Source organism: Skermanella mucosa (genome assembly GCF_016765655.2).
In the GTDB taxonomy this organism is placed as follows: Bacteria; Pseudomonadota; Alphaproteobacteria; order Azospirillales; family Azospirillaceae; genus Skermanella; species Skermanella mucosa.
Genome location: NZ_CP086106.1, coordinates 5,361,995 through 5,387,228 on the forward strand (window position 1 = coordinate 5,361,995; position 25,234 = coordinate 5,387,228).

At 68.7% G+C, this 25,234-nt stretch carries 26 protein-coding genes and 1 other RNA gene; 13 read left to right on the plus strand and 14 right to left on the minus strand.

From position 1 onward, the window contains the following. Window positions 1-23 precede the first annotated feature (23 nt). From JL100_RS24845 to JL100_RS24860, 4 genes are all read right to left on the minus strand, one after another. Entirely contained in the window at window positions 24-1,832 is a 1,809-nt protein-coding gene (locus JL100_RS24845) for an extracellular solute-binding protein (RefSeq protein WP_202680560.1), read from the minus strand. Between the two features lie 52 nt (window positions 1,833-1,884). Beyond that, on the minus strand, window positions 1,885-2,547 hold the full coding sequence (locus tag JL100_RS24850) for a hypothetical protein (protein WP_202680561.1): 663 nt from the start codon (window positions 2,545-2,547) through the stop codon (window positions 1,885-1,887). A 129-nt stretch (window positions 2,548-2,676) separates the two neighbouring features. Then, window positions 2,677-3,492: a histidinol-phosphatase gene (gene hisN, locus JL100_RS24855; RefSeq protein ID WP_202680562.1), complete on the minus strand. Its 816-nt coding sequence runs from the start codon at window positions 3,490-3,492 to the stop codon at window positions 2,677-2,679. A gap of 42 nt (window positions 3,493-3,534) precedes the next feature. Beyond that, a complete protein-coding gene (locus tag JL100_RS24860; RefSeq protein WP_323378310.1) occupies window positions 3,535-4,065 on the minus strand; it encodes a c-type cytochrome in 531 nt (176 codons plus the stop codon). 250 nt (window positions 4,066-4,315) lie between these two features. On the opposite strand from JL100_RS24860, the gene JL100_RS24865 reads away from it, so the two are divergent. Both JL100_RS24865 and JL100_RS24870 read left to right on the plus strand, forming a co-directional pair. Further along, window positions 4,316-5,080 (plus strand): 3-deoxy-manno-octulosonate cytidylyltransferase, encoded by a 765-nt coding sequence (locus tag JL100_RS24865; protein WP_228420890.1) that lies wholly within the window; start codon window positions 4,316-4,318, stop codon window positions 5,078-5,080. A gap of 39 nt (window positions 5,081-5,119) precedes the next feature. Continuing rightward, entirely contained in the window at window positions 5,120-5,986 is an 867-nt protein-coding gene (locus tag JL100_RS24870; RefSeq protein WP_202680565.1) for a prephenate dehydratase, read from the plus strand. Window positions 5,987-6,118: 132 nt separating this feature from the next. Here the strand turns inward: JL100_RS24870 and nudC are convergent, their stop codons facing one another. Then, on the minus strand, window positions 6,119-7,027 hold the full coding sequence (gene nudC / locus JL100_RS24875) for an NAD(+) diphosphatase (protein ID WP_202680566.1): 909 nt from the start codon (window positions 7,025-7,027) through the stop codon (window positions 6,119-6,121). A gap of 123 nt (window positions 7,028-7,150) precedes the next feature. Between nudC and ffs the strand changes: the two genes are divergently transcribed. The 4 genes from ffs to recR all read left to right on the plus strand — a co-directional run bounded on the left by ffs (window position 7,151) and on the right by recR (window position 10,380). Beyond that, window positions 7,151-7,248, plus strand: an RNA gene (ffs, locus tag JL100_RS24880) — signal recognition particle sRNA small type. Window positions 7,249-7,366: 118 nt separating this feature from the next. After that, window positions 7,367-9,256, plus strand: a complete 1,890-nt coding sequence (locus tag JL100_RS24885; RefSeq protein ID WP_202680567.1) for a DNA polymerase III subunit gamma/tau — start codon at window positions 7,367-7,369, stop codon at window positions 9,254-9,256. 3 nt (window positions 9,257-9,259) lie between these two features. Continuing rightward, on the plus strand, window positions 9,260-9,583 hold the full coding sequence (locus JL100_RS24890; RefSeq protein ID WP_158043564.1) for a YbaB/EbfC family nucleoid-associated protein: 324 nt from the start codon (window positions 9,260-9,262) through the stop codon (window positions 9,581-9,583). Between the two features lie 203 nt (window positions 9,584-9,786). Then, window positions 9,787-10,380 carry a recombination mediator RecR gene (gene recR, locus JL100_RS24895; RefSeq protein ID WP_202680568.1) on the plus strand — a complete coding sequence of 198 codons (594 nt, stop codon included), beginning with the start codon at window positions 9,787-9,789 and terminating at the stop codon, window positions 10,378-10,380. A 10-nt stretch (window positions 10,381-10,390) separates the two neighbouring features. On the opposite strand, the gene JL100_RS24900 is transcribed toward recR, so the two are convergent. Beyond that, window positions 10,391-10,957 (minus strand): carbonic anhydrase, encoded by a 567-nt coding sequence (locus tag JL100_RS24900; RefSeq protein WP_202680569.1) that lies wholly within the window; start codon window positions 10,955-10,957, stop codon window positions 10,391-10,393. Window positions 10,958-11,111: 154 nt separating this feature from the next. On the opposite strand from JL100_RS24900, the gene rmuC reads away from it, so the two are divergent. From rmuC to JL100_RS24930, 6 genes are all read left to right on the plus strand, one after another. Further along, complete coding sequence (gene rmuC, locus JL100_RS24905) at window positions 11,112-12,515, plus strand: DNA recombination protein RmuC (protein ID WP_202680570.1); 1,404 nt, start codon at window positions 11,112-11,114, stop codon at window positions 12,513-12,515. An 88-nt stretch (window positions 12,516-12,603) separates the two neighbouring features. Next, complete coding sequence (gene def / locus JL100_RS24910; protein WP_202680571.1) at window positions 12,604-13,122, plus strand: peptide deformylase; 519 nt, start codon at window positions 12,604-12,606, stop codon at window positions 13,120-13,122. Between the two features lie 2 nt (window positions 13,123-13,124). Further along, complete coding sequence (locus JL100_RS24915; protein WP_202680572.1) at window positions 13,125-13,952, plus strand: class I SAM-dependent methyltransferase; 828 nt, start codon at window positions 13,125-13,127, stop codon at window positions 13,950-13,952. 21 nt (window positions 13,953-13,973) lie between these two features. Further along, window positions 13,974-14,909, plus strand: a complete 936-nt coding sequence (gene fmt, locus JL100_RS24920; RefSeq protein WP_202680573.1) for a methionyl-tRNA formyltransferase — start codon at window positions 13,974-13,976, stop codon at window positions 14,907-14,909. Then, complete coding sequence (gene truA, locus JL100_RS24925; protein WP_202680574.1) at window positions 14,906-15,664, plus strand: tRNA pseudouridine(38-40) synthase TruA; 759 nt, start codon at window positions 14,906-14,908, stop codon at window positions 15,662-15,664. Before fmt ends, truA begins: the two co-directional genes overlap by 4 nt. A gap of 78 nt (window positions 15,665-15,742) precedes the next feature. Beyond that, complete coding sequence (locus JL100_RS24930; protein ID WP_202680575.1) at window positions 15,743-16,018, plus strand: CopG family ribbon-helix-helix protein; 276 nt, start codon at window positions 15,743-15,745, stop codon at window positions 16,016-16,018. 45 nt (window positions 16,019-16,063) lie between these two features. On the opposite strand, the gene JL100_RS24935 is transcribed toward JL100_RS24930, so the two are convergent. Genes JL100_RS24935 through thrC form a run of 3 tightly spaced genes read right to left on the minus strand, consistent with a single transcriptional unit; the run spans window position 16,064 to window position 19,389 of the window. Then, window positions 16,064-16,654, minus strand: coding sequence for a GNAT family N-acetyltransferase (locus tag JL100_RS24935; protein WP_202680770.1), 591 nt, complete (start codon window positions 16,652-16,654; stop codon window positions 16,064-16,066). Between the two features lie 48 nt (window positions 16,655-16,702). Next, window positions 16,703-17,965 (minus strand): M16 family metallopeptidase, encoded by a 1,263-nt coding sequence (locus JL100_RS24940; RefSeq protein ID WP_202680576.1) that lies wholly within the window; start codon window positions 17,963-17,965, stop codon window positions 16,703-16,705. Further along, complete coding sequence (gene thrC / locus JL100_RS24945) at window positions 17,962-19,389, minus strand: threonine synthase (RefSeq protein WP_202680577.1); 1,428 nt, start codon at window positions 19,387-19,389, stop codon at window positions 17,962-17,964. The genes JL100_RS24940 and thrC overlap by 4 nt, the downstream gene beginning before the upstream one ends. A gap of 176 nt (window positions 19,390-19,565) precedes the next feature. Here thrC and JL100_RS24950 point away from each other — a divergent pair, with 176 nt between their 5' ends. Then, window positions 19,566-20,153 (plus strand): hypothetical protein, encoded by a 588-nt coding sequence (locus tag JL100_RS24950; protein WP_202680578.1) that lies wholly within the window; start codon window positions 19,566-19,568, stop codon window positions 20,151-20,153. 104 nt (window positions 20,154-20,257) lie between these two features. Here JL100_RS24950 and JL100_RS24955 read toward each other — a convergent pair whose 3' ends face one another. From JL100_RS24955 to JL100_RS24975, 5 genes are read right to left on the minus strand one after another with little or no spacing between them, the layout of a single operon-like run. Then, window positions 20,258-21,280, minus strand: a complete 1,023-nt coding sequence (locus JL100_RS24955; protein WP_202680579.1) for a 5-oxoprolinase subunit C family protein — start codon at window positions 21,278-21,280, stop codon at window positions 20,258-20,260. A 4-nt stretch (window positions 21,281-21,284) separates the two neighbouring features. After that, window positions 21,285-22,049 carry a 5-oxoprolinase subunit PxpB gene (pxpB, locus tag JL100_RS24960; RefSeq protein ID WP_202680580.1) on the minus strand — a complete coding sequence of 255 codons (765 nt, stop codon included), beginning with the start codon at window positions 22,047-22,049 and terminating at the stop codon, window positions 21,285-21,287. A gap of 3 nt (window positions 22,050-22,052) precedes the next feature. Further along, on the minus strand, window positions 22,053-23,357 hold the full coding sequence (locus JL100_RS24965; protein WP_202680581.1) for a TRAP transporter large permease: 1,305 nt from the start codon (window positions 23,355-23,357) through the stop codon (window positions 22,053-22,055). Window positions 23,358-23,378: 21 nt separating this feature from the next. Continuing rightward, complete coding sequence (locus JL100_RS24970) at window positions 23,379-23,924, minus strand: TRAP transporter small permease (protein WP_202680582.1); 546 nt, start codon at window positions 23,922-23,924, stop codon at window positions 23,379-23,381. Between the two features lie 6 nt (window positions 23,925-23,930). Then, window positions 23,931-24,899, minus strand: a complete 969-nt coding sequence (locus JL100_RS24975; protein ID WP_228420891.1) for a TRAP transporter substrate-binding protein — start codon at window positions 24,897-24,899, stop codon at window positions 23,931-23,933. Between the last annotated feature and the right edge of the window lie 335 nt (window positions 24,900-25,234).

Genomic DNA, 25,234 nt, shown 5'->3' on the forward strand with positions numbered 1-25,234 from the left:
GAAACCGATCCGGGGCGGACGGTTCAGCGCGCCGCCTCCTTCGACCACCAGGTCGACGGGAAGCCCACCTCGTAACGGGGCTTGCGCTCCGGCCAGCCGAACTTGGTCCAATAGGCGATCCAGGTCTGGTCGTTGTACCATTGCGGGATCATGGCGTGCTGCCACAGCAGCACCCGGTCGAGCGCCCGCGACGTCGCCTGCAGGGTCTCCAGGTCCTTCGCCGCGACGACCTCCTCAATCAGCGCGTCGACCACCGGGTCCTTGATGCCGGCATAGTTGGCCGACCCCTTCACGTCGGCCGCGGCCGACCCGAAATAGCTGCGCTGCTCGGTGCCCGGCGGCGGGAAGAAGTTGAAGAACACCATCACGGCGTCGAAGTCGAAATCGTCCGTCCGGGCCTGGTGCTGGGCGCTGTCGACGATCCGGATCGACGCGTCGATGCCGACCCGCTGGAGCGCCGTGACATAGGGCTGCATCACCCGGACCATCGACTGGTTGTCGTCCAGGAACTCGATCCGCAATTGCCGCCCGGTCCCGGCATCGACCAGCTTGTTCTCGCGTGTCTGGAAGCCCGCCTCGCGGAACAGCGCCAGCGCCTTCCGGACATTGTCGCGGTTGTTGCCCGACCCGTCGGTGGAAGGCGGCTCGTAGGCGGTGGTGAAGACCTCCTCCGGGACGCGGCCCCGGTACTTCTCCAGGATGGCGAGTTCCGCCGGCGTCGGAGCACCGCTGGCGCCGAAGTCGCTGTTGGGGAAGTTGCTCTTCACCCGGCGGTACTGGCCGTACAGGATATTCTTCTGGAGCCACTCGAAATCGTAGAGGTATGACAGCGCCAGGCGCACCCTCGGATCGGCGAACTGCGGCCGGCGCATGTTGAAGCGGATTCCCTGCGCGCCGAACGGCCGCTCGTTGGCGATCGTGCGCTTCTCGATCCTGCCGTCCTTCACCTGGGGAATGTCGTAGCCCGAGGTCCAGCGCTGGGCCCGGTTCTCCTGCCGGAAATCGTAGGCGCCGCCCTTGAACGCCTCGAACATCACGTCGTCGTCGCGGTAGAAGTCCGTCCGCACGGTGTCGAAGTTGTTCTGGCCGACATTGATCGGCAGGCCGCGGCCCCAATAGTCGGGCACCCGCCCATAGGTGATCGACCGGCCGGGATCGACCGCCGTGACCCGGTAGGGTCCGCTGGTGAGCGGCGGTTCCAGGGTCGTCTTGGAAATGTCGCGGTTCTCCGCGGTCCACCAGTGCTCCGGCACCGGCGTCAGGATGCCGGCGGCGCGGATCAGGGGCTTCATCTCCCCCCGGCTCTTGAAGCTCACCTTCAGTCGATGCTCGTCCAGCGCCTCGACCGCCGCGATATCCTCCAGGAAGCTCTTGAGGAAGGGCCTTCCATGCTGCTCGATGGCTTTCCAGCCGAACACGAAATCGCCGGCCGTCACCGGATGGCCGTCATGGAACCGGGCCTGCGGGCGCAGGTTGAACACCACCCAGCTCTTGTCCTCGGGGTATTCCGCCGTTTCGGCGAGCAGGCCGTAGACCACGTCCAGCTCGTCGCCGGACCCCGTGAACAGGGTCTCGGAGACGATGTCTAGGCCCCGGGGCACCTGTCCGCGCAGGATGATCGGGTTGAGGCTGTCGAAACTTCCCGGTTCCGCCGTGACGACGGCGCCGCCCTTCGGAGCCGCGGGATCGACATAGTCGAAATGGGCGAAGCCGGCGCCGTACCTGGGCGTGCTGAACTCCGCCAGCGCATGCGTCCGGATGACGGGATCTTCGGCATGGCCGCCGGAAACCAGGACGAGCAGAAGCACCGGGACGGCGAAGAGGAGTTTCATCCGGGAAGATTCCTCGCAAGCGGAGCCAATGCCGGGGGCCGGAGCCGCCGGCTCATTCGTCCTCGTCTTCGTCGTCGTCCTCTTCGCCGTAGCGTTCGTCCATCATCTCCAGGATCGCCTCGTAGTCGGGCGTATCGTCGACGAACTTCTGGAAGCGCTTCATGTTGGCGCCCTTCTCCAGCCAGGACTGCGCCGCCTCGGTATGCTCCGGGTGACACGACAGCAGATAGAAGGCGGCCTGCTCGGGGCGCTCGATCTTGGTCTCGCCCAGCCGCTCCAGGACGGCGCCGACATAGAAGGGCAGCACGTCGGCGAATTCCTCGACCACGACCGCATCGTCGTCATCGCCGTCGTCGGCCGGAACCACGTCGTCGGCGTGCCAGCCGTTCACCTTCCCGTCGGCCGCGGCCTGCGACTCCACATACTCGTCATCCTCGTCATCGAACTCATCCCCGTCGAGTTCGTCGTCCTCATCCAGGTCGTCGTCGTCCAGGTCGGCCGCATCCAGCCCCTCGGCCTCCCCGTCATACTCTTCGTCCGCATCCTCGTCCCCCTCGAACGCCAGTTCCAGGGCGTCGATGATCTCGAGGAACTGGGTGCTGCGCTGTTCCCAGGAGGGGGTGGCCTGAAGTTCGGCGATCATCCGGTCGAGCATCTCGCGGATGTCAGTGTCGGCATTCTCGTAAGCTGACTGGGCTGGTTTCGGGATCAGCATGGCGGACATTCCCTGGTCTCAGGCGCAAGGGTTAGGGAGCGGCGCAGCCGGTCGGTGGCCGCGCGGACTCGACTCTTATCAGATGGCGATGGGGGATGGGCAGGAGAAAGCGAAAAGATTGCCGGGATATCAACCGAATGGCATAACGCCGAGGCGCCGCAGCGCCTCCGTATGACCGGCCATATCACCGGCGGCCAGCACGCGGCCGTCGGAGCCCGGGCCGAGCGGCGCTCCCGCCCAATCCGTCATGATCCCGCCGGCCCCCTGGACCACAGGGACCAGCGCCGCAAAATCGTACAGCTTCAGCCCGGCTTCGACCACCAGGTCGACGAATCCGGCGGCCAGCAGCCCGTAGGCGTAGCAGTCGCCGCCGTACATGGTCAGCTTGACCTCGTCCGCGACGCGGCGGAAGGCGGTGAAATCGTGCTGCCCGAACAGGTCGGGCGAGGTTGTGTTCAGGGTGGCGCGTCCCAGAGTGGGGCAAGCCCGCACCCGGACGGCCTTGCCGTTCAGCGTGGTCGGGCGCCCTTCGACGCCGACCCAGCGGTCGCCGACGATCGGCTGGTCGATCACGCCCAGCACGGGAACGCCCCGGTGAAGCAGAGCCACCAGGATGCCGAAGGTCGGGCGGCCGGTGATGAAGGACTTCGTGCCGTCGATCGGGTCGATCACCCACAGCCAGTCGGCGTCGGGGTTGGTCGTCCCGTGCTCCTCGCCGACGATGCCGTCGTCCGGCCGCTCCGCGGCCAGGATCGATCGGATCGCCGCCTCGGCCTCGCGGTCGGCGACGGTGACCGGCGAATTGTCCGGCTTGTCGTCCACCTCGAACGGAGTGCGGAAGTACCTGCGGATCACGCTGCCGGCGGCATCGGCGAGGCGGCACGCGAGATCCACCGTCCCGCCCGACGGGGTGACCGGTTGATCGGTATTGTATGAAGCCGTCATGTCTCTGGTCATCCGGTCGGACGGGATTGGAGCGTCAGCAGGTTACTGAGGCAGCGGCGCCGGCTCGTCGGCCTGGGTGCGCAGCCAGGCGATCAGGTTCGCCCGATCCTCGGGCTTCTTGATGCCGGCGAAGTTCATCTTGGTACCGGGAGCGTACTGCTTGGGATTCAGCAGGAAATGGTTCAGTGCCTCGTAGTCCCAGTTGCCGGGCATGTCCGCGATCGCGGCGCTGTAGGCGAAGCCTTCCATATGGCCGTGCGGACCGCCGACGACGCCCCATAGGTTGGGGCCCACCTTGGCGGCGCCGCCCTTCTCGAAGGAGTGGCAGGAGGCGCAGGCCCGCGCCGCGCGCTCGCCGGCCGTCGGGTCGGCCGATGCGAGCAGCGGTGCGATCGGCTCCGGCTCGGCCGGACCTTCCTCGGCAGGGGCCGACGCGGTGACCGCGCTGGTGTCCACGACGTAGGCGTTCTGCTCCAGATGCTCCGGTGCGACCAGTACTTCCGCGATGAATCCGGACATCATCGCGATCAGGCCGCCCAGAAGGACGGCGCCGGACAGTTTGTTGAATTCCATGCTCGACATGCCGCGAGTCCCCAATTCCCTTGTAATCACCGCACGATAGCGGCCGGGCCGGCTGCTGTCACGCGCAGCGGCTTGTTGTTTCCTTGTCCGCAACATAGGGTCCAGAGGCGCGGGGGTCAGCCGCCTTGAAGCTTGACCCTCGGGACGAAATGTCGCACGCACAGCTATAACCCAAATGTCGCAGATGGCCACCATGCCAACCAATCCTGCTCAGAACAATCCCGCCCAAAGTGATGGGGACGTGAAAAATCCGGGAATCCCGGGCAACGGGCCGGGCAATCCGGTCATCATCGTGCCCGCGCGACTCGCGTCCACGCGGCTGCCCGGCAAGCCGCTGGCCGACATCAACGGCGAGCCGATGATCGTCCATGTCTGGCGCCGCGCCACCGAGGCCGAGATCGGCCCGGTCCTGGTCGCCTGCGCGGAGGCCGAGATCGCCGACGCGGTCACCAAGGCCGGCGGCCAGGCCGTGCTGACCCGGCCGGACCATCCCTCCGGCTCCGACCGGATCTTCGAGGCGCTTCAGTCCTTCGACCCGGAGGGCAGGTTCGACGCGGTGGTCAATGTCCAGGGCGACCTGCCCACGATATCTCCCGCTACGATCCGCGCCGCCTACGCGCTGCTGGACGAGCCCGGGGTCGACATCGGCACGCTGGCGGTGGAGATCGAGGACGCGACCGAGCGCGGCAATCCTAACGTGGTCAAGGCGGTGGTCGAGCGGGCGCCGGGCGCCCTGCGCGGCCGGGCGCTCTATTTCACCCGCGCCACCGCGCCGACCGGGGAAGCGCCGCTGCTGCACCATATAGGCCTCTACGCCTACCGGCGCTCGGCCCTGGCCCGATTCGTGTCGCTGCCGCCGTCGCACCTGGAACAGCAGGAGCGGCTGGAGCAGTTGCGCGCCTTGGCCGCAGGCATGCGGATCGACGTGGCCGTCGTTGACGCGGTTCCGCTCGGCGTCGATACTCCCGCCGACCTCGCCCGCGCCCGGGTGCTTCTCAAGCGCTGAACCCGGCCCTTTCCCCGTCCTCGAGTTTCCTCCGGTCCCATGTCCAGATCCAGCCTGATCGCCTTCCAGGGTTCGCCCGGCGCCTACTCCGACCTGTCCTGCCGCAACGTCTTCCCCGACCGGAAGACCCTGCCCTGCGCCACCTTCGAGGACGTCTTCGCCGCGGTGCATGGGGGAGAGGCCGAACTGGGCATGATCCCGGTCGAGAACTCGGTCGCGGGGCGGGTCGCCGACAACCACCACCTGCTGCCCCAGGGCGGGCTGCACATCATCGGCGAGCACTATCAGCGGGTGAACCATCACCTTCTGGCGCCGCCGGGGGCCACGCTCGACACCATCAAGGTGGTGCGCAGCCACATCCAGGCCCTGTCCCAGTGCCGCAAGGTGACCCGGGCGCTGGGCCTGCGCGAGATCACCCATGCCGACACCGCGGGCGCCGCGGCCGAGATCGCCCAGCGCGGCGACGTCACGGAAGCCGCCATCGCTTCGGAGCTGGCCGGCGAGATCTACGGCCTGAAGTCCCTGAAGCAGGGGATCGAGGACGCCGAGCACAATACCACCCGGTTCCTGATCATGGCGCGGGAGCCGATCCATCCCGCACCCCATTCCGGCCCGGTGGTGACGACCTTCGTGTTCCGGGTCCGCAGCGTGCCGGCGTCGCTCTACAAGGCGATGGGCGGGTTCGCGACCAACGGCGTCAACATGACCAAGCTGGAAAGCTACATGGTGGACGGCCGCTTCACCGCCGCCCAGTTCTACGTGGACGTCGAGGGCCACCCGGAGGAGCGCCCCCTGCGCCTGGCGCTGGAGGAATTGGAGTTCTTCGCCCGCGAGGTGAAGATCCTGGGCGTCTACCCGGCCCATCCCTTCCGCCGCGAGCAGAGCCAGGCCCACGGCGACGATTGAGCAACCCGCGGGTGCCGGGCACCTCGCGCACCCGAACCTTGAAATCACTGATGAACACGGATCAGGCACGGATGCACACGGATCAGGGCATGGTCAGCGACCTTCGTGCCTGATCCGTGCTGAAACTCCGCCTCAGCCGTGCAGCCAGTCCTCGATCAGCCGGCGCGAGATCGAGTCGGGGCGCGGCAGGCGGTGGGTCCCGCCCTCGCCCCACGTGGTCAGGATCTCGTCGCGGCTGAACCAGCCGGCATCTTCCAGTTCGTCCTGCTCGATGCTGATGTCCCGGCTCACCGCCTCGGCGTGGAAGCCCAGCATCAGCGACGACGGGAACGGCCAGGGCTGGGACGAATGGTAGGTCACCTCACCCACCCGGATGCCGGTCTCCTCCAGCACCTCGCGGGCGACCGCCTCTTCCAGGCTCTCGCCCGGCTCGACGAACCCGGCCAGGGTCGAATACATTCCCGGCGGAAACCGCGACTGGCGGCCCAGCAGGCAGCGGTCGCCGTCATGGACCAGCATGATCACGGCCGGGTCGGTCCGCGGGAAATGCGGCGTGGCGCAGTCGGGGTTGGTGCAGCGACGGACATGGCCGCCTTCCGCGCTGACCGTGGGATGGCCGCAGACGCCGCAGAACCGGTGGCGGGCATGCCACCAGGTCAGGCCGCGGGCGTAGGCCAGGATATTGCCCTCCTCCGGCGCCATCAGCGGGCCGAAGCTGCGCAGGTCGGCGAAGCTGCCCCGTTCGGAAAGGCCGGGATGGACCGCCGGGTCCTCGACATGGGACAGGTCGGCGGCGAAATAGGCCGTGCCGTCGCGCAGGCCCAGCAGCACGTATTCCGCCCCCTCGGGCAGATCCGCCGCCGAGAGCAGCCCCGCCTGAGGCAGGTCGGCTCCTCCGGCCACGAAATTCTGGGCGCGCCAGATCGGCACGATCCTGGTCTCGGCCGCCGCGAACATGGCGTCGATCCAGCTCTGGTCCTTGCGCTGCGCCGATACCCTGTCGAGCACGCCGCCGGCGTAGAAATTTGGCTTGTTTGGCATGGGCATATAGGTGGCACACCGGATCGGTTTCGGGAAGGGAGTTCATCCCGGATCTGTGCCCTGCGCGCGGCGGCGGCGCGTTTCCCCTTGCTCCGCGCGCCGCCGCGCGCCATATAGGCGGTGGGAGGTTGGCGGCGGACGAGTCCCTCGCCAACCCGGTCAGGTCCGGAAGGAAGCAGCCGTAACGAGTTTCGGCTCGGGTCGTTCGTCCAGCCTCCCACCCAACTTATCTCCCTCGCATCACCCGACACTCCGCGCCGGTTCGTCTTTCCGCTTCGACATGCCGCCGTCGGGGATTAGACTGGCCGCAACGCCGTTGCCCGACGCCAGAGTATCGTGTTGACCGACCAGACCCTCCCCCCCCTGACCTCCGCGCCGGCCGACGGCGCGTCCGAAGCCGGCGGCAAGGCCTATCGGGTCCTGGCGCGCAAGTACCGTCCGCGCGACTTCTCCGAACTGGTGGGCCAGGAGGCTCTGGTCCGCACGCTGACCAACGCCATCCGCTCGGGCCGCCTGGCCCATGCCTTCATGCTGACCGGCGTGCGCGGGGTGGGCAAGACCACGACCGCCCGCATCATCGCCCGCGCGCTGAACTGCACCGGCCCGGACGGGACCGGTGGGCCGACCATCACGCCCTGCGGCGTCTGCGACAATTGCCGCAGCATCACCGCCGACCGGCACGTGGACGTGATGGAAATGGACGCCGCCAGCCGGACCGGCGTGGACGACATCCGCGAGATCATCGACGGCGTGCGCTACGGCCCGGTGTCGGCGCGCTACAAGGTCTACATCATCGACGAAGTCCACATGCTCACCAAGAACGCCTTCAACGCCCTGTTGAAGACGCTTGAGGAGCCGCCCGAGCATGTGAAATTCATCTTCGCTACGACGGAGATCCGCAAGGTTCCGGTCACCGTGCTGTCGCGCTGCCAGCGATTCGACCTGCGCCGGATCGACAGCCAGACGCTGGTGAAGCATTTCAACCGCGTCGCCGAGGCGGAAGGCGTGACGGTCGAGCCGGACGCCATGGCGCTGATCGCGCGGGCCGCCGACGGCTCGGCGCGCGACGGGCTCAGCCTGCTCGACCAGGCGATCGCGCTGGGCGGGGAACGGCTGACCGCGGTCCAGGTGCGCGACATGCTGGGCCTGGCCGACCGCGCCCGGGTGGTCGACCTGTTCGAGTCGGCGATGACCGGGCAGCCGCGCGACGCGCTGGACATCCTGTCCGACCTGCACCGCAGCGGCGCCGACCCGGTCGTGGTGCTCCAGGACCTGCTCGATTTCACCCATTTCCTGACCCGCTTCAAGGTGGTGCCGGAGACCGCGACCGACCCGGGGACGCCGGAGACGGAACGGGTCCGTGGCGGCGAACTGTCGGGCAAGCTGGGCATGCCCGCGCTGACCCGGGCCTGGCAGATCCTGCTGAAGGGCCTGGGCGAGGTGCAGAGCGCGCCGGTGCCGTTCGACGCGGCCGAGATGGTGCTGGTGCGCCTGGCCTATTCCGCCGACCTGCCCAACCCGGCCGACCTGATCCGCCAGCTCCAGGGCGGCGCAGCCTCGGGCGGGCCGGCCGGCGGCAACGGCGGCGGAGGGGCCGGTGGAGGGGGCGGCGGTGCCCGGGCAAACGGGCCGGCGCTGGCGGTCGCCCACTCGGCCCCGCCCCGCGTCCAGTCCGGTTCGGCCCAGCCGGCGGCGGAAACTGCCGTGACGGCGCAGGCCGCCCCCGAGCAGGCCCCTTCGGAACAGGCCGGAGAGGCGGAACCGCTGCCGGAACCGAAGACCTTCCGCGAGGTGGTCGAGTTGTTCGGCGAGATGCGTGAGGGCTCGCTGTACGGCCAGCTCTACAGCAGCGTCCACTGCGTCCGGTGCGAGCCGGGCCGGCTGGAGATCCGCCCGAAGGACCGCGCCATGGCGGAGCTTTCCGGCCGGGTCGGCAAGCTGCTGACGGAATGGACCGGCCGGCGCTGGATGGTCACGATCTCCGGCGCCCCCGGCGAGCCGACCCTGGGCGAGCAGGACCGCAACGCCAAGACCCGGGCGCGCGAGGAGGCGGCACGGCATCCGGTGGTGCGCGCGGTGCTCGACATCTTCCCCGGTTCCGAGATATCCGAAGTGCGCGATTTGACGGAACCGGAACCCACCTCCGACGGAGCGCTTGCGGAAGACGCCCTTGAGACCGATTTCTACGAGGAAGCCCCGTCCGACCTGGACGACATAGGAGAATTTTAAGCCATGAAGAATCTCGGCCAAATGATGAAGCAGGCCCAGGAAATGCAGACCCGCATGCAGCAGATGCAGGACGCGCTGGCCGAGGTCGAAGTCACCGGCCAGTCCGGCGCCGGGATGGTCAACGTCACGCTCAACGGCAAGGGCGAGATGAAGAAGCTCAAGCTGGACAAGTCCGTGGTCGATCCCGACGACGTCGAGGTGATCGAGGACCTGATCGTCGCCGCCTTCAACGACGCCAAGCTGAAGGTCGAGCAGCATGTCGCCGAGGAGACCCAGAAGCTGATGGGCGGCATGAAGCTTCCGCCCGGCATGAAGCTGCCGTTCTGAGCGGAAGGGCTGCCTCTCCGGTCGCGCCGGCCTTCCTCTTCGTCGTGGGCCGGACTACTGGCAACGGCCTCCTTTTCGTCATGACCGGGCTTGACCCGGTCATCCCCGGGCGTTCAGACGATCCCGTTCCCGCCGGGAGATAGCCGGGTCAAGCCCGGCTATGACGGGAGAGCGCAATTCTCCGGCAAAGCCAGGGAGCGAATTTGAGCAGTTCCGAGATCGACCGCCTGATCCAACTCCTGGCCAAGCTGCCCGGGCTGGGGCCGCGATCCGCGCGGCGGGCGGCGCTGCACCTGATCAAGCGGCGCGAAAGCCTGCTGGGCCCGCTGGCCGACGCCATGCACGAGGCGGCGGACGCTATCAAGACCTGCTCGGTGTGCGGCAACCTCGACACCCGCGATCCCTGCTCCGTCTGCGCCGATCCAAGGCGCGACGGCGCCCTGATCTGCGTGGTGGAGGAGGTCGGCGACCTGTGGGCGCTGGAGCGCACCGGCTCCTTCAAGGGCCTCTACCACGTGCTGGGCGGCACCCTGTCGGCGCTGGAAGGCATCGGCCCCGACGACCTCAACGTCACCGGCCTGATCAACCGCGCCCGCCGGCCGGAGGTGACGGAAGTGATCCTGGCGATGAACGCCACGGTCGAGGGCCAGACCACCGCCCACTACATCACCGACCGGCTGGCCGACTGCGACGTGACGGTATCTCGTCTGGCCCACGGCGTGCCTGTGGGCGGCGAGCTTGACTACCTGGACGACGGGACCCTGACTGCGGCGCTCCGGTCCCGGCGCCCGTTCTAGCCGTGCCGCCCTAGGCGGCGAGCGGGATGGCCTCGACCTTGCCGTCCAGAGCCATCAGCAGCAACTCCACCGCGAGGTCGGGATGCTTGGCCGAGATCGCCGCGGCTAGCTTGCGGAGTTGCTGGGCGTGGGCCTTGGTCTCCGTCTCCGTATCCTTGGCCGTTTCCGGACCGAGGAACAGCTTGTAGGCGCCGCAGTCGCGGTGGTCGATGATCATGACCTTGTGGATGTCGTGCAGCTTCTTCGCGGCGTCCACATGCCCCCAGAATGTGGCTCCCCACTCCGGCTTGGCGTCGACCAGAGCGCCGAGCGAGGCGCCGGCCAGGATGACATGGTCGTATTTGTCGGTCAGGCCGCGCCCGTCCATGTAGCGCGCGATGTCGTCGAGCAGGCGGTAGTCCATGCAGCTCAGGAGAAGGACCTCGGCCTTGCCCCCGGCCCGCGCCGCCGACACCGGCAGGCCGGCCGACATGAGGGCGGCTCCGGCCCCGAGCGACGCCAGTTTCAGGAATGTACGACGGGGATGCCCGGCATGCGCGTCGGCGCAGCCATGATGACAGGAGCGGACGTTTTCCACTGCGGTTCTTCCTCTTGGTTGGAAAGATGAATGCGAATGTATCCGATACTCCTTAAGATTTCTTCTAATTAATGCCAAAAGGCATGCGTTCTTCCCCTGTTCTCTTTCTCCGCCCGATCCGGTAGCATCCCGTCACTTGGTGGAAGGAGAATGGATGCCGTTCGCGCTCGACGTGCTGTCGCTGATCCTGGGCTTCGTCTTCGGAGCCGGAATCGTCCTGCTGCTGCGCAGCGGCGGCATCGGCCAGGCGGAGGCCGGCCGGCTCGCGGCGGAGGCGGACTTCGCGTTGCGCCAGAACGACGACCTGCGGGCCGATCTGGCGGAGCGGGACCGGGTGCTCTCCGCGCTCCGCGCGGAGCTCGGGCGCGCCCAGACCGGCCATGCGCAGCTCCAGACCCGGCTGGAACAGGAGCGGCTCGCCTCGGCCGAGAAGATCGCCCTGCTGGAGCGTGCCGAAGCGAAGCTGTCCGACGCCTTCAAGGCGCTGTCGGCCGAAGCGTTGCGCAGCAACAACCAGAGCTTCCTCGATCTCGCCCGCACCACGCTGGAGCGCTTCCAGGAGAATGCCCGCGGCGACCTTGAGCAGCGGCAGGCGGCGATCTCCGACTTGGTGGCGCCGGTGCGCCAATCGCTGGAGAAGATGGACGGCCAGATCCAGACCCTGGAGAAGGAGCGGATCGGCGCCTACGAAGGCTTGAAGCAGCAGGTGCTCTCCCTGCTGGACAGCCAGCGCGAGCTGCGCGGCGAGACGGCCAGCCTCGTCCGGGCGCTGCGCTCGCCGGTCGCCCGCGGCCGCTGGGGCGAGATCCAGCTGAAGCGGGTGGTCGAGATGGCCGGCATGGTCGACCATTGCGATTTCTTCGAGCAGCAGACGGTGACCGGCGACCAGGGCAACAAGCTGCGCCCCGACATGGTGGTCAAGCTGCCGGGCAACAAGACCATCGTCGTGGACGCCAAGGCTCCGGTCGAAGCCTATCTCGACGCCAACGGCTCGGCCGAGGATGCCGGCCGGCGCGACGCCCTGATCCGGCATGCCCGCCACGTGCGGGAGCACATGAAGCAGTTGGGCGGCAAGGCCTACTGGGACCAGTTCGCCGCCTCGCCGGAATTCGTCGTGCTGTTCCTGCCCGGCGAGAACTTCTTCAGCGCGGCGCTGGAGCATGATCCGAGCCTGATCGAGGCCGGCATCGACAACGGCGTGATCCTGGCGACGCCGACGACGCTGATCGCGCTGCTGCGCGCCGTGGCCTACGGCTGGCGGCAGGAGCACCTGGCCCGCAACGCGCGGGAGATCAGCGACCTGGGCGCGGAGCTGTACAAGCGCCTGGGCGACCTGGGCGGCCACATGGACCGGCTGGGCAGCCAGCTCGGCAAGGCGGTGGACTGCTACAACGGCGCGGTCGGCACGCTGGAGACCCGCGTGCTGGTCAGCGCGCGGCGCTTCCGCGACCTCCACGTGGCGCCGAACAACGCGGAACTGCCCGAACTCCAGCCGCTCGACCAGGCGCCGCGAAGCCTCCAGGCCCAGGAATGGCGGCTGCCCGCCCCGCTTCCCTGAACAGGCCAGCTTGCGGCTTGACGCACGGCCCCGGAAATCATATCTGCAACAGTCATCCCGCAATAGACCGAATTCGCTACAGGGCTCCATGGCCATCCGCCCCATCATCATCGCGCCCGATCCCGTCCTGAAGACCAAGGCGAAGCCGGTCGAGGCCATCGACGGCTCCATCGCCACCCTGATGGACGACATGCTGGAGACCATGTACAAGGCGCCCGGCATCGGCTTGGCAGCGCCGCAGATCGGCATCCTGAAGCGGGTCATCGTGGTGGACGTGGCGGAGAAGGAAGAGAAGCCCCAGCCCTTCGCCATGGCGAACCCCGAGATCCTGTGGCAGTCGGACGAGAAGTCGGTCCATAACGAGGGCTGCCTCTCCCTGCCCGACCATTATGCCGACGTGACGCGCCCGAAGCAGGTGCGCCTGCGCTACCTGGACCGCGACGGCGAGGTGCGGGAACTGGACGCCGACAATCTGCTGGCGACCTGCATCCAGCACGAGATCGACCACCTGAACGGCGTGCTGTTCATCGATCACCTGTCGCTGCTGAAGCGCAACATGATCCTGCGTAAGCTCCAGAAACAGAAGCGGTCGCAGGAAACGGTCTGACTTTGGCCGATACTTCCGAAACGCCGCCCGGCCAGTCGCAGCACGGCCGCATCTACGGCGCCGCGCGCTACTACGACATCGCCTTCGCCTATCGCGACTTCGCGCAGGAATGCGACTTCCTGACCGCCGCCGCGGCCCGGCACCTGGGCCGCGCTCCGGAAAGCGTGCTTGAACTGGCGGCGGGACCGGCGAACCACGCGATCGAGCTGGCGGGGCGCGGGCTCCGGGCGGTAGCGCTCGACCGCGAGCCGGCCATGGTCCGTTACGGCACCGAAAAGGCCGAGGCGGCCGGGGTCGAGATCGCCTACCAGGAAGGCGACATGACCGGTTTCGCGCTGGACCGGCCGGTCGATATGGCGCTGCTCCTGCTGGGCTCCGCCGCCTGCCTGCTGACCAACAGCGCGGTCATCTCGTGCCTGCAACGGGTCTCCGAGGCGCTGACCCCCGGCGGCGTGCTGATCGTCGAGCTGCCCCACCCGCGCGAGCTGTTCAACATCGACGACGCGACCGAGGACGGCTGGGAGGTCACCCGCGACGGCACGCGGGTGCGGGTCCGCTGGGGATCGCCGGGCGACAGCCTCGATCCCGTCAGCCAGGTCGCCCAGGTGACCACGACGCTGACCATCTGGGAAAGCGGGCGCAAGCAGGTGATCCGGGACAAGGCCTTCCAGCGCCGCTTCACGGTGCAGGAACTGGACGCGCTGGCGCGTGCGAGCGGATGCCTGGAGGCGGTCGCCTGGTTCGGCGGGCTGGACCTGGACGTCGCGATCGACGATCCGGAGGAAGCCTGGCGCATGGTCGCCGTCTTCCAGAAGCCGCCCCTTCGCTGACCCGAGTTCGAGGACCCGGACATGACCCCTCTCCGCCTCGCCTTCATGGGCACTCCCGAGTTCGCGGCGGTCGGCCTCCGCGCCCTGATCGACGCCGGACACGAGATCGCCTGCGTCTACAGCCAGCCGCCCCGGCCCGCCGGCCGCGGCCACCAGACGCAGCGCTCGCCGGTCCATGTGCTGGCGGAGGACCGCGGCATCCCGGTCCGGACGCCGAAGTCGCTCCGCAATGCCGAGGCCCAGGCCGACTTCGCCGCCCTCGGCCTGGACTGCGCGGTCGTCGCCGCCTACGGCTTGATCCTGCCGCAGCCGATCCTGGACGCGCCGCGCCTCGGCTGCCTGAACATCCATGCCTCCCTGCTGCCGCGCTGGCGCGGCGCCGCCCCGATCCACCGCGCCCTCCTGGCGGGAGATTCCGAGACCGGCGTCACCATCATGCGGATGGATGCCGGCCTGGACACCGGGCCGATGCTGCTGAAGGGCAGCGTTCCGATCACGGAACGGACGACCGCGGTCGAGTTGCACGACGCGCTGGCCGCCGTGGGCGCCGACCTGATCGTGACGGCGCTCGACGGTGTTTCGGATGGAAGCCTGACGGCGGTGCCGCAGCCGGAGGAAGGCGTCACCTATGCCGCCAAGCTGACCCGCGAGGACGGCAGGCTGGACTGGAACCGTTCCGCTGCCGAGACGGAGCGTCAGGTGCGGGCGCTGAACCCCTGGCCCGGCGTCTGGTTCGACCTGGGCAAGGAACGGATCAAGGTGCTGGGCGCCGAACCGGCCGGCAATCCCGCCGGCGCCGCTCCCGGCACCCTGCTGGACGATCGCCTGACCGTGGCCTGCGCTGAAGGCGCCGTCCGCCTGACCCGCGTGCAGCGGCCCGGCAAGGCGGCGGTGGACGGGGACGCCTTCCTGCGCGGCTTCCAGCTGCCGGTCGGGACCGCGCTGACGGCGCCATGAGCCGCTGGAAGATCACCGTCGAGTATGACGGCCGCGGGTTCGTCGGCTGGCAGCGCCAGGACAACGGTCCCTCGATCCAGCAATGTCTGGAGGAAGCCGTCGAGAAGCTGTCGGGCGAGACCGTACGCGTCCATGGCGCCGGCCGTACGGACGCGGGCGTACACGCGCTGGGGCAGACCGCCCATTTCGACCTGGGGAAGGTCCTGACTGAACGCGCCGTCCGCGACGGGCTGAACTTCTATCTGCGGCCGGCTCCCATCGCGGTGCTCGATGCAGAACCGGTCCCCGACGATTTCCACGCCCGAATGTCCGCCGTCGAGCGCGGCTATGTCTACCGCATCGTCAACCGGCGGGCTCCGCTCGCCCTGGACGACGGCCGCGCCTGGCAGATCGGCCGCCCCTTGGACGCCGAGGCCATGGACGCGGCCGCCAGGATCCTGATCGGCCGCCACGACTTCACGACCTTCCGCGCCAGCCTGTGCCAGGCGAAATCCCCGGTGAAGACCCTCGACGTGCTGACCGTGACCCGATCCGGCCCCGAGATCCGCATCACCGCCCGCGCCCGCTCCTTTCTCCACCATCAGATCCGCAACATCACCGGCACCCTGGCGCTGGTCGGCGAAGGCCGCTGGCCGGTCGAACGCGTCCGCACCGCCCTTGAAGCGCGCGACCGCTCGAAAGGCGGCCCCACGGCGCCGCCGGACGGGCTCTATTTCACCGATGTGGTGTACGATGCAAATCGGCGAGTGGGATGATCGGCCATGGACGGCTTTCCGCTCGACCTGACGACCCCAGATCGGTAACGTCTTTCTCAATTTGAGCCGAGTTGCCGTATGGAAACCAAGGTGCTGACCGCGCACGTGCCGCTGTCGCTCGCCGAGAAAGTGGATCAGTTGGCAGCGCGCCTTGATCGCTCGCACGATTGGATCGTCAGGCAGGCTCTGTCAGCCTGGGTCGGACAAGAGGAAGAGCGGAGGCGCCTGACCCTGGAGGCACTGGCCGACGTTGACTCCGGCTGGGTCATCGACCATCAGTCTGTGCAAGCCTGGGCCGACAGCCTCGGTACCAGGATATCAGCCGAGGGTGCCATCCTTCCCCGTGATCAGTAAATCAGTGCCGTAGGTCGGCCTTCGGCCGAGGCCGACCTACGTTCCTCAGCCCCGCCATTCCTCCCGCAGGATCGCGTAGAGCACGTGGTCGCGCCAGGCGCCGTCGATGCGCAGGTAGCCCCTGGCATAGCCCTCGTACTGGAATCCCACCTTCTCCAGCAGGCCCCGGCTCGGCGCGTTCGTCGGAAGGCACGCCGCTTCGATCCGATGAAGTCCCAGCTGGCCGAAGGCGAAGTCCAGGGTCAGGCGGGTCGCCTCGCTCATGTAGCCGCGCCGGGCGTAGGTCTCGCCGACCCAATAGCCCAGCGTCCCCGTCTGGGCCACGCCGCGCCGGATGTTGCTAAGGCCGATGCCGCCGACCACCCGGTCGGTGCGGCGCTCCACGGCCAGGAAGCTGTAGGCCTCGTCGTCGCGCCACTCGATGATCTGGCGGCGCAGCCGGCGCAGATAAGCCGTCCGGGCCAGCGCGTCCGCCGGCCAAGTCGGTTCCCACGGCGTCAGGAAGGCCCGGCTGCGCTCGCGCAGGTCGGACCATTCCTGCCAGTCGCGCGCCAGCGGCGGCCGGATCGAGACCCGCTGGCCCTCGAGCCGGATGGCGGGCGAACTGATCAGACCGTTCCTCAGCAATCCGATCACGGCCCTGCGCCATCCCCCGGATGAATCTTCCATGGCGGGAACACGGCGTCAGGACAGGCGCGCGGCGATCCGCCCATAATCCTCAAGCCCGTCCAGGGGTCCCAGCGCGGTCACGGTCGGCGCCTTGGCGCGCAGGCGCAGGGCGGCGCGGCGCACGGCGGCGGCATCGACCGCGTCGATCTTCTCCACCATCTCGGCGACCGGCACGGGACGGTCGAAGATCACCATCTGCTGGCCCAGCTGCTCGCAGCGCGACATGGTGCTTTCCAGCGCCATCAGCATGCCGGCCTTCAGCTGCGCGCGGGCGCGGCGCACTTCCTCGTCGGTGACGTCCAGCGCCACCTTGCACAGCTCGTCGCACATCACCGGCACCAGCTCGCCGATCTTCTCCGGCCCGGTCCCGGCATAGACGCCGAACAGCCCGCCGTCCTCGTAGGCGCCGGAGAAGGTATGGACGCTGTAGGCCAGCCCCCGCTTCTCGCGCACTTCCTGGAACAGCCGGGAAGACATTCCGCCGCCCAGCAGGGTCGACAGCACGGAATGGGCGTAATAGTCCGGATCGTGGACGCCGACGCCTTCGAAGCCCAGCACGATGTGCAGCTGCTCCAGGTCGCGGTCCTCGCGGAAATCCCCGCCGGTGTAGCGCGCCGGGTCGAGCGCGGCGGGATCGGCCGGGGCCGGCAGGTCGCGGAAGACCTCCGCCGCCTTCTCGACCAGCCAGCCGTGGTCGATCCGGCCCGAAGCCGCCAGCACCATGGTGCGGCCCGAATAGTTGCCGCCGATATAGTCGACCAGCGCGTCGCGCGGCAGGGCGCCGATGATCTCCGGCTGGCCCAGGACCGGGCGGCCGAGCGCCTGGTCGGGGAAGGCGCGGGCCTGGAAATGGTCGAAGATGATGTCGTCGGGCGTGTCCTCGGCCTGCCCGATCTCCTGCAGCACCACGTCGCGCTCGCGGACCAGTTCGTCCTCGTCCAGCAGGCTGTGCTGGAGCATGTCGCCGATCACGTCCAGGGCGAGGGCCGCGTCCTCCTTCAGCACCTTGGCGTAATAAGCCGTGTGCTCGCGGGTGGTATAGGCGTTCATGTGGCCGCCGACCGCCTCGATCTGCTCGGAAATGTCGAAGGCTGTCCGTGTCGGCGTGCCCTTGAACACCATGTGCTCGACCAGATGGGCGACGCCGTTGACCTCGGCGCGCTCGTTGCGGGTGCCGACTCCGACCCAGACGCCGAGCGACGTCGTCTCCACATGGGGCATGCTGTCGGTGGCGACCCGGAGGCCGTTGGGAAGAGTCGTTACCTTGATCGTGCTCATGCGCTCCTCTGCCCTGCGGCGGTGCGTCGGGCTCGGGATCGGACGAAGGCCTGGACGGCCTTGAGATCGTTGGGCAGCACGGTGACGCGCTCCTCGCGCTCGTAAAGGTCGGCCAGACGGGGCGGCAGCGGCGGGCGCACGCCGGTCGCCCGTTCGACCGCATCGGGGAATTTGGCGGGGTGGGCGCAGGCGAGCGCCACCAGGGGAACGGCGGGATCGATATGGGGCTGCTCGGCGCGCGCGGCGGCCAGGCCCACGGCGGTGTGCGGATCGATCAGCAGGCCGCCGGCCAGCCGCCTCGTCTCCGCCATGGTCGCCCGGGTCAGATCCTCGTCCACCTTGTGCCCGTTGAACACCAGGCGGGCGCGGTCCAGCTGGGCCGGGGTCACGGCGAAGGAGCCGCCCGACCGGAACCGCCCCATGCACTGGTTCAGCGCCGGGCCGTCGCGGTCGTAGAGGTCGAACAGCAGCCGCTCGAAGTTGCTGGAGATCTGGATGTCCATGCTGGGGCTGATGGTCGGCATCACGGCCTGGGTCTGCATCGTGCCCGTGGCGAAGAAACGCGCCAGGATGTCGTTGGAGTTGGTCCCGACCACCAGCCGCTGGATGGGCAGGCCCATGGCCCGCGCGCCGTAGGCCGCGTAGACATTGCCGAAATTGCCGGTCGGCACGGCGAAGGAGACCTGCCGGTCCGGCGCCCCCAGCTCGATCGCCGCCGCGAAGTAATAGACGATCTGGGCCATGATGCGGGCCCAGTTGATCGAATTGACCGCCGACAGGTTCTGCTCGTCCCGGAAGGACGTATCGTTGAACATCGCCTTGACCAGGTCCTGGCAATCGTCGAACGAGCCTTCCAGCGCGATGTTGTGGACGTTGTCCGACAGTACCGTCGTCATCTGGCGGCGCTGCACCTCCGACGTGCGGCCCTTGGGGTGCAGGATGAAGATGTCGACCGCCTCGCGGTCCCGGCAGGCCTCGATCGCCGCCGACCCCGTGTCGCCGGAGGTGGCGCCGACGATCGTCACGTGCTCGGCCTTCTTGGCCAGCACATGGTCGAAGAGGCGGCCGAGCAGCTGGAGCGCCACGTCCTTGAAGGCCAGCGTCGGGCCGTGGAACAGCTCCATCACCCAGGTGCTCTGGTCAAGCTGCACCAGCGGCGTCACCGCGGCATGGTCGAAACCGGCATAGGCGTCGCGCACCAGGCCCGCGAACTCCGCCTCGGTCACCCGGCCGCCCAGGAAGGGCGCCATGACCCGGACCGCGAGTTCGGCATAGGGAAGTCCGCGCATCGCGCGGATCTCGTCGGGGGTGAAGGTCGGCCAGGTCTCAGGCACGTACAGACCGCCGTCGCGCGCAAGCCCGGCGAGCAGAACTTCGTCGAAGGCGAGAGTCGGGGCTGCGCCCCGCGTGCTGATGTAGCGCAAACTGAAAAGTCTCCACGTGCGTGCCCGGTCCATCGGACATCGTACACTAGCCAGTGAGCCGGTGCGGGCGCAAGGGCCGGGCATGTCTCCATGGAACAGGGCAGCGAAACAAAAGGCGCATGGATCGGGTTGTTGCGGGCGTATCCCTGCCCAACCCAGAAACGGACCCTCCGGCGATGCCCCAGCCTGCGACCACCCCCGACCTCAGCCTGGATGCCGCCCAGCGGGAAACCGAGGAGTTCCTGACGGTCCAGATGCCGTCCATCCTGTCCTCGGTGGAATACGACATGCCCCGGTTCAGCGAGGAGGCCCGGCCGCAGACGCTGGCCCACGTGACCCGCGCCAAGGTGGAGACCCGGCACGTGACCGGCACCTCCGACGCTGCCTACCTGATCCACGCCTTCGGCGAGGATCTGCTGATGAAGATGCAGCTGAACGTGCGCCGCTTCGTCGTGGTCTACTCCATCCCGGTGATCAAGCCGATCGGGTCCACCACGGTCGCCCCTCATTTCGAGCGCTGGGCGACCGGGGCCGGCCATGCCGGCTGGATGATCGGCTGGCGCGACGCGGCGTCGCCGACCGAGCCGGACCAGACCTGGGTCGAGACCTACTGCTACGCCAACCTGGAACCCGACTTCCTGGTCAACGACCTGCACAAGCTGTACTGGCGCACCGACACGCTCCAGATGACCCGCTACTTCATGCTGGAGGCGATCCGCGCCAACGTGCCGCTTTCCCCGCTGCGCGCCGGATACCGGATCTGAGGGTCCCTTGCCACGGATGACGGCGATGGACAAAGATATCATCCGGATCATCCCTGCCCGTCGCCGTCGTCCGTGGCCGATCATCTCTCTTGCAGCCCGGCAACTCAGGCAAGGCCATCCACCACGCCGCCCACGAGGTTGATGCCGAGCAGGCGCTCGCTGTCCAGCTCCCTCCCCGCGCCCGCCGGAGCCAGCCATTCTCCCATCCGGCCGAGCATCGCCTCCCAGTTCCGGCGGACCGCCACCGCCTCGGCCGGATCGACGGCCTGGAACCGGACGGTATTCCCCGGCCGCGCCTGGGCCAGGGACGGCAGGTCGGGCGTTATGACGGTCGCGATCTTGGGATAGCCTCCCGTCGGCTGACGGTCGGCCAGCAGCACGATGGGCTGGCGGGTGCCGGGAACCTGGATGCTGCCGGCCGCGATCCCGTCGGAGATGATGTTGAATCCGCCGGCATGCTCGATCTCCGGCCCGTTCAGCCGATAGCCCATGCGGTCGGCATCGGCCGTCACGGCATAGGCACCGGTCAGGAAGGTCTCGATCCCGGCGGCCGTGAAATGATCGTCCTGCGGTCCCAGCACCACCCGAAGGATCTCGCGCCGGGGCGGCAGTGCCTGCGGGTCGAGGGTCATCGGCGGCCCGGCGGGCGCTGCGCCGGCAGCCAGCGGCAAGCGGTCCCCCGGCCGCAGCACCCCGCCGTCCAGCCCGCCCAGGCCGGAGCGGACATGGGTGGACAGGCTGCCGAGCCGAGGCGGCAGGGCGAAGCCGCCGCCGGCCGCCAGATATCCGCGCAGGGCGTCCGGGGCGGCGCCGATCCTCAGGCGCCGCCCCGGCTCCAGGTCGAAGCCCGTCCAGGGCGGCACCGGCTCGCCGTCCACGGTGACCTGGAAATCCCCGCCCGCGACGGCCAGGCGCAGCGTGGCCCCCTCTGCCTCGTACTCCCCGCCCGCCAGGGTGAACTCGACCGCGGCGGTCCCGGGCGGGTTGCCGGCCAGAAGGTTGGCGGCGCGCAGCGAAGGAGGGTCCAGGGCTCCCGCCGCGGCGATGCCGAAGCGCTGCCAGCCGACCCGGCCCAGGTCCTGGATCGTGACCTGGGGGCCGGGCTGGACGACTATCAGGTCGGCCATCGCCTCAATCCTCCCCTCCTCCGGCGGGTCCGTCCGGCTCCGGCAGGTAGCCGCCGGATTCCGCCAGGGCATCCAGCCGTTCGAACTCCTCCGCGTCGATCCGGACGAAACGGATCCGGTCGCCGGGCCGGAACAGGAACGGGTCGGGCCGCCGCAGGTCGAATCCCCGGACCGGCGTCCGCCCCAGCAGGTGCCATCCCGACGGGATCGGGGTGGAACAGACCGCCGCCTGCATGCCGCCGATGGAGATGGTCCCGGCCGGCACCCTCATCCGGGGATCGTGCCGGCGCGGCGTGTGCAGCGCTTCCGGCAGCCCGCCCAGATAGGCGAAACCGGGCGCGAACCCGATCATGTAGACCCGGTAGTCGCCGGAGAGGTGAATCCGCACGACCTCCTCCGCCGAGATGCCGTGGTGGCGGGCGACATCCTCCAAATCGATGCCGTGCTTGCCGCCATAGGCGACCGGGACGGTCCAGCGCCGCGCCGCGGCCTTCCCGCCATCGGGGGCGGGTCCAAGGGCCGCCAGCGCCTCAGCCAGCTCGGCATGGGTCAGCACGGCCGGATCGAACTGCACCAGGAGCGAGCGGTATGTCGGCACCGTCTCGACCACGCCGGGCAGCGCCGCGTCCGCCAGGGCCGCGTCGAGCGCCAGGACCCGCCCGTTGATGTCGGCGTCGATCGCGGCGCCGAACTCGACGATCAGCGCCGCGTCGCCCGCCGGCAGGAAGCGCGGCTGATCACCAGCCGCTCCGGATTCGATTCCGGCCATGGCTCAGCGGCCGATCATCTGGGCCGGCAGCCAGGTCACGATGCCGGGAAAGACGGTGACCAGCACGATCGCCGTCACCAGGATCAGGAAGAAGGGGAAGGCCGCCCGGGCGACATAAAGGATGTCCCGCCCCGTCAGCCCCTGCAGGACGAACAGGTTGAATCCCACCGGCGGGGTGATCTGGGCCATCTCGACCACCAGCACGATATAGATCCCGAACCACAGCGGATCGATCCCGGCGGCCTGGACCATCGGCATGACCACCGACGTGGTCAGCACCACCATGGAGATCCCGTCGAGGAAGCAGCCCAGCAGCACGAAGAACGCCGTCAGCGCCGCCAGCAGCGCCAGGGGCGACAGGCCCAGGTCGTTGATGAACTGGGCCAGCACGCGCGGGATTCCGGTGAAGCCCATGGCCACCGTCAGGAAGGCGGCCCCGGCCAGGATGAAGGCGATCATGCTGGAGGTGACCATGGCGCCCATCAGGCTTTCCCGGAAGCTGCTCCAGGTCAGCGTCCCCGACGCCGCGGACAGCACCAGGGCCCCGGCGACGCCCAGCGCCGCCGCCTCGGTCGCGGTGGCGATCCCGGAATAGATCGAGCCGATCACGGCGGCGATCAGCACCACCACCGGGATCAGCCGGCGCGAGGCCTGCAGCCGCTCGCCCAGGGTCGTCGCCGGCCCGCCGGGCGGCGTGCGGTCCGGATTCATCAGCGACCAGACGGCGACATAGCCCATGAACAGGGCGATCAGCAGGATGCCGGGCAGCACCCCGGCGATGAACAGCCGGCCGATCGACACGTCGGCCGCGACGCCGTAGACGATCATGATGATCGACGGCGGGATCAGCAGTCCCAGCGTCCCGGAGCCAGCCAGCGTGCCGATGCTCATCCGCTCGTCATAGCCGCGCCGCTTCAGTTCCGGCAGGGACATCCGGCCGATCGTTGCGCAGGTCGCGGCGGAGGAGCCGGACACCGCGGCGAAGATCCCGCAGCCGACGATGTTCACATGCATCAGCCGGCCGGGCAGCCGCGCCATCCACGGGGCCAGCCCCTGGAACATGTCCTCCGACAGGCGGGTGCGGAACAGGATCTCGCCCATCCAGATGAACAGCGGCAGGGCCGTCAGCGTCCAACTGGCACTGGCCCCCCAGACGGTGGTCGCCATGACCAGCCCCGACGGGGCGGAGGTGAAGAACACCATGGCGATCAGCCCGACCGCCAGCAGCGACAGCGCCACCCAGATGCCGCTGGCGAGCAGGAGCAGCAGCAGGATGATCAGGACGGCGGAGAGGATCAGGGGGTCCAAGGGCGAGGCCTTTTCCTGCAATCAGAGCTTCGCATCGGGGCCGGCCGCCAGCTTCTCGGACTCGAGCAGGTCGCCCTCGGCTCCCTCGTAGCTGGCGGGCTGTCCTTTCGCCACCGCGACGAGGTCGTCGACCAGAGCCACGCAGATCAGCCCCAGGCCCAGGGTCATGGTGCTCTGGGGGATCCACAGCGGGATCGGCAGCAGCCCCGGCGAGACGTCGCCGAAGGTGAAGAACTCCCAGGTCATGGCGCCGCTGTACCAGGCGAAGTAGCCGGTCAGCAGGCTTCCCGCCCCCAGGCTCCACAGCTCCGCCCAGCGGCGGGGGCCGCCGGACAAGCGCTGGAGGATCAGGCTCACCCGGATGTGCCCGCCGGCCCGGAGCGCGTAGGCCAGGCCCAGGAACGACGAGGCCGCCATGGCGAAGCCGGCCAAGTCGTCGGCGGACGGGATCAGCACCCCGACCATCCTCCCTCCGACCTGGAGCAGGATCAGGACGGCGATCGCGACCAGGAAGAAGGCCGCGAGCCAGCCGCACAGCCGGTAAAGCCCGTCGAGGACCCTGCGCATCGGCCGTTACTTCAGCGCGTCGGCGATCTTCTGCCCGTCCGCTCCGGCCTTCTTGACCCACTCGTCGATCATGGTGCGGCCGACCGCGCGGATGTCGCCCATCAGGGCATCCGGCGGCGTGACGATGGTCAGCCCGTTCTGACCCATGGTCTTCTTGGTCTCCTCGGCGATCCGCTCGCTCTCGGCCCAGCCGCGCGCTTCCGCCTTGGCGGCGATCTCCAGCACGCTGGTCCGCACCTCTTCCGGAAGGCGGCGCCAGGCGCGCTCCCCGATCATCACGGCGTTGCGCGGGTGCATGGCCGAGGTGTCGTAGTAGAACTTGGAGAACTCCCAGGCCTTGGTATCCACGCCGGTGGCGCCCGACGTGATCATCGCGTCGACCACGCCGGTCGCGAAGGCCTGCGGCACCTCGGCCTGCTGGACGGTGGTCGGCGCGGCGCCCAGCAATTCGGCGAGCCGCGCGGTGGCGGCGTTGTAGGCCCGGAACTTGATGCCGCGGAAATCGCCGACCTGGGTGATCTCGCGCTTGGTGTAGATGCCCTGCCCCGGCCAGGCGACCGAGTAGAGCAGCCGGATGCCCTGGTCGGCCAGGCGCTTCTCCAGCAGCGGCTTCTGCGCCTCGTACAGCTTGCGCGCCGCCGGATAGCCCGCCGCAAGGAAGGGGATGGCGTCGGCCTCGAACACCGGGTCCTCGTTGCCGTAGGCGGACAGCAGGATCTCGCCCGCCGGCACTTGGCCCGTCTGGACCGCCCGCTTGATCTCCGGCATCTTGAACAGGGACGCGTTGCTGTGCAGCGTGATGTCGAGCTGCCCGCCGGTGGCGCGCCGGACCTCGTCGGCGAACCAGCGCAGGGTCTGCGTGTGGAAATTGCTGTCGGGATAGGCGGTGGGCAGGTCCCACTTGGTCTGGGCCCAGGCAACCGCGGGCATCGCCGCGGATACCATGAAGCTCGCCGCCAAGCTCGCTGCAGCCACGGCAGCGGTCACCATACGTCGCATCGGCACATCCCCTGTTGTAACCGTGAAGCCCCGGGCATCCGGCCCCGAGCCCGCCATTTTGTCGCTCCAGGCGGTATGGATCGATGCTCGCCTGTCGGGGAGGGACGGTCAAGCGTCCAGACAGGGCTGCCGGTACGAACGGCAGTAGCGGGAATTGCCCGAAATGAATCGCATATACCGGGTTTTGCCAAGCACGCCTCCGCATGGTAGTTCCTCCGCGCGGCCCGTGGACGGCTTTCGAGGTGCCGGAGCAAAAATCCGGATGCCAGACGCGACAAACCACACCGTATATCGTTGAGACTAATTGCAGC

What these genes read in the sequence shown, in the direction of transcription:
- JL100_RS24890 (WP_158043564.1), top strand. Translation starts at nt 9,260, where the DNA reads ATGAAGAATCTCGGCCAAATGATGAAGCAGGCCCAGGAAATGCAGACC.
- JL100_RS24850 (WP_202680561.1), bottom strand. Translation starts at nt 2,547, where the DNA reads ATGCTGATCCCGAAACCAGCCCAGTCAGCTTACGAGAATGCCGACACT.
- JL100_RS24940 (WP_202680576.1), bottom strand. Translation starts at nt 17,965, where the DNA reads ATGAGCACGATCAAGGTAACGACTCTTCCCAACGGCCTCCGGGTCGCC.
- JL100_RS24950 (WP_202680578.1), top strand. Translation starts at nt 19,566, where the DNA reads ATGCCCCAGCCTGCGACCACCCCCGACCTCAGCCTGGATGCCGCCCAG.
- def (WP_202680571.1), top strand. Translation starts at nt 12,604, where the DNA reads ATGGCCATCCGCCCCATCATCATCGCGCCCGATCCCGTCCTGAAGACC.
- hisN (WP_202680562.1), bottom strand. Translation starts at nt 3,492, where the DNA reads ATGACGGCTTCATACAATACCGATCAACCGGTCACCCCGTCGGGCGGG.
- pxpB (WP_202680580.1), bottom strand. Translation starts at nt 22,049, where the DNA reads ATGGCCGGAATCGAATCCGGAGCGGCTGGTGATCAGCCGCGCTTCCTG.
- JL100_RS24870 (WP_202680565.1), top strand. Translation starts at nt 5,120, where the DNA reads ATGTCCAGATCCAGCCTGATCGCCTTCCAGGGTTCGCCCGGCGCCTAC.
- JL100_RS24860 (WP_323378310.1), bottom strand. Translation starts at nt 4,065, where the DNA reads ATGGAATTCAACAAACTGTCCGGCGCCGTCCTTCTGGGCGGCCTGATC.
- JL100_RS24955 (WP_202680579.1), bottom strand. Translation starts at nt 21,280, where the DNA reads ATGGCCGACCTGATAGTCGTCCAGCCCGGCCCCCAGGTCACGATCCAG.
- fmt (WP_202680573.1), top strand. Translation starts at nt 13,974, where the DNA reads ATGACCCCTCTCCGCCTCGCCTTCATGGGCACTCCCGAGTTCGCGGCG.
- truA (WP_202680574.1), top strand. Translation starts at nt 14,906, where the DNA reads ATGAGCCGCTGGAAGATCACCGTCGAGTATGACGGCCGCGGGTTCGTC.
- rmuC (WP_202680570.1), top strand. Translation starts at nt 11,112, where the DNA reads ATGCCGTTCGCGCTCGACGTGCTGTCGCTGATCCTGGGCTTCGTCTTC.
- JL100_RS24930 (WP_202680575.1), top strand. Translation starts at nt 15,743, where the DNA reads ATGGAAACCAAGGTGCTGACCGCGCACGTGCCGCTGTCGCTCGCCGAG.
- JL100_RS24970 (WP_202680582.1), bottom strand. Translation starts at nt 23,924, where the DNA reads ATGCGCAGGGTCCTCGACGGGCTTTACCGGCTGTGCGGCTGGCTCGCG.
- nudC (WP_202680566.1), bottom strand. Translation starts at nt 7,027, where the DNA reads ATGCCAAACAAGCCAAATTTCTACGCCGGCGGCGTGCTCGACAGGGTA.
- JL100_RS24845 (WP_202680560.1), bottom strand. Translation starts at nt 1,832, where the DNA reads ATGAAACTCCTCTTCGCCGTCCCGGTGCTTCTGCTCGTCCTGGTTTCC.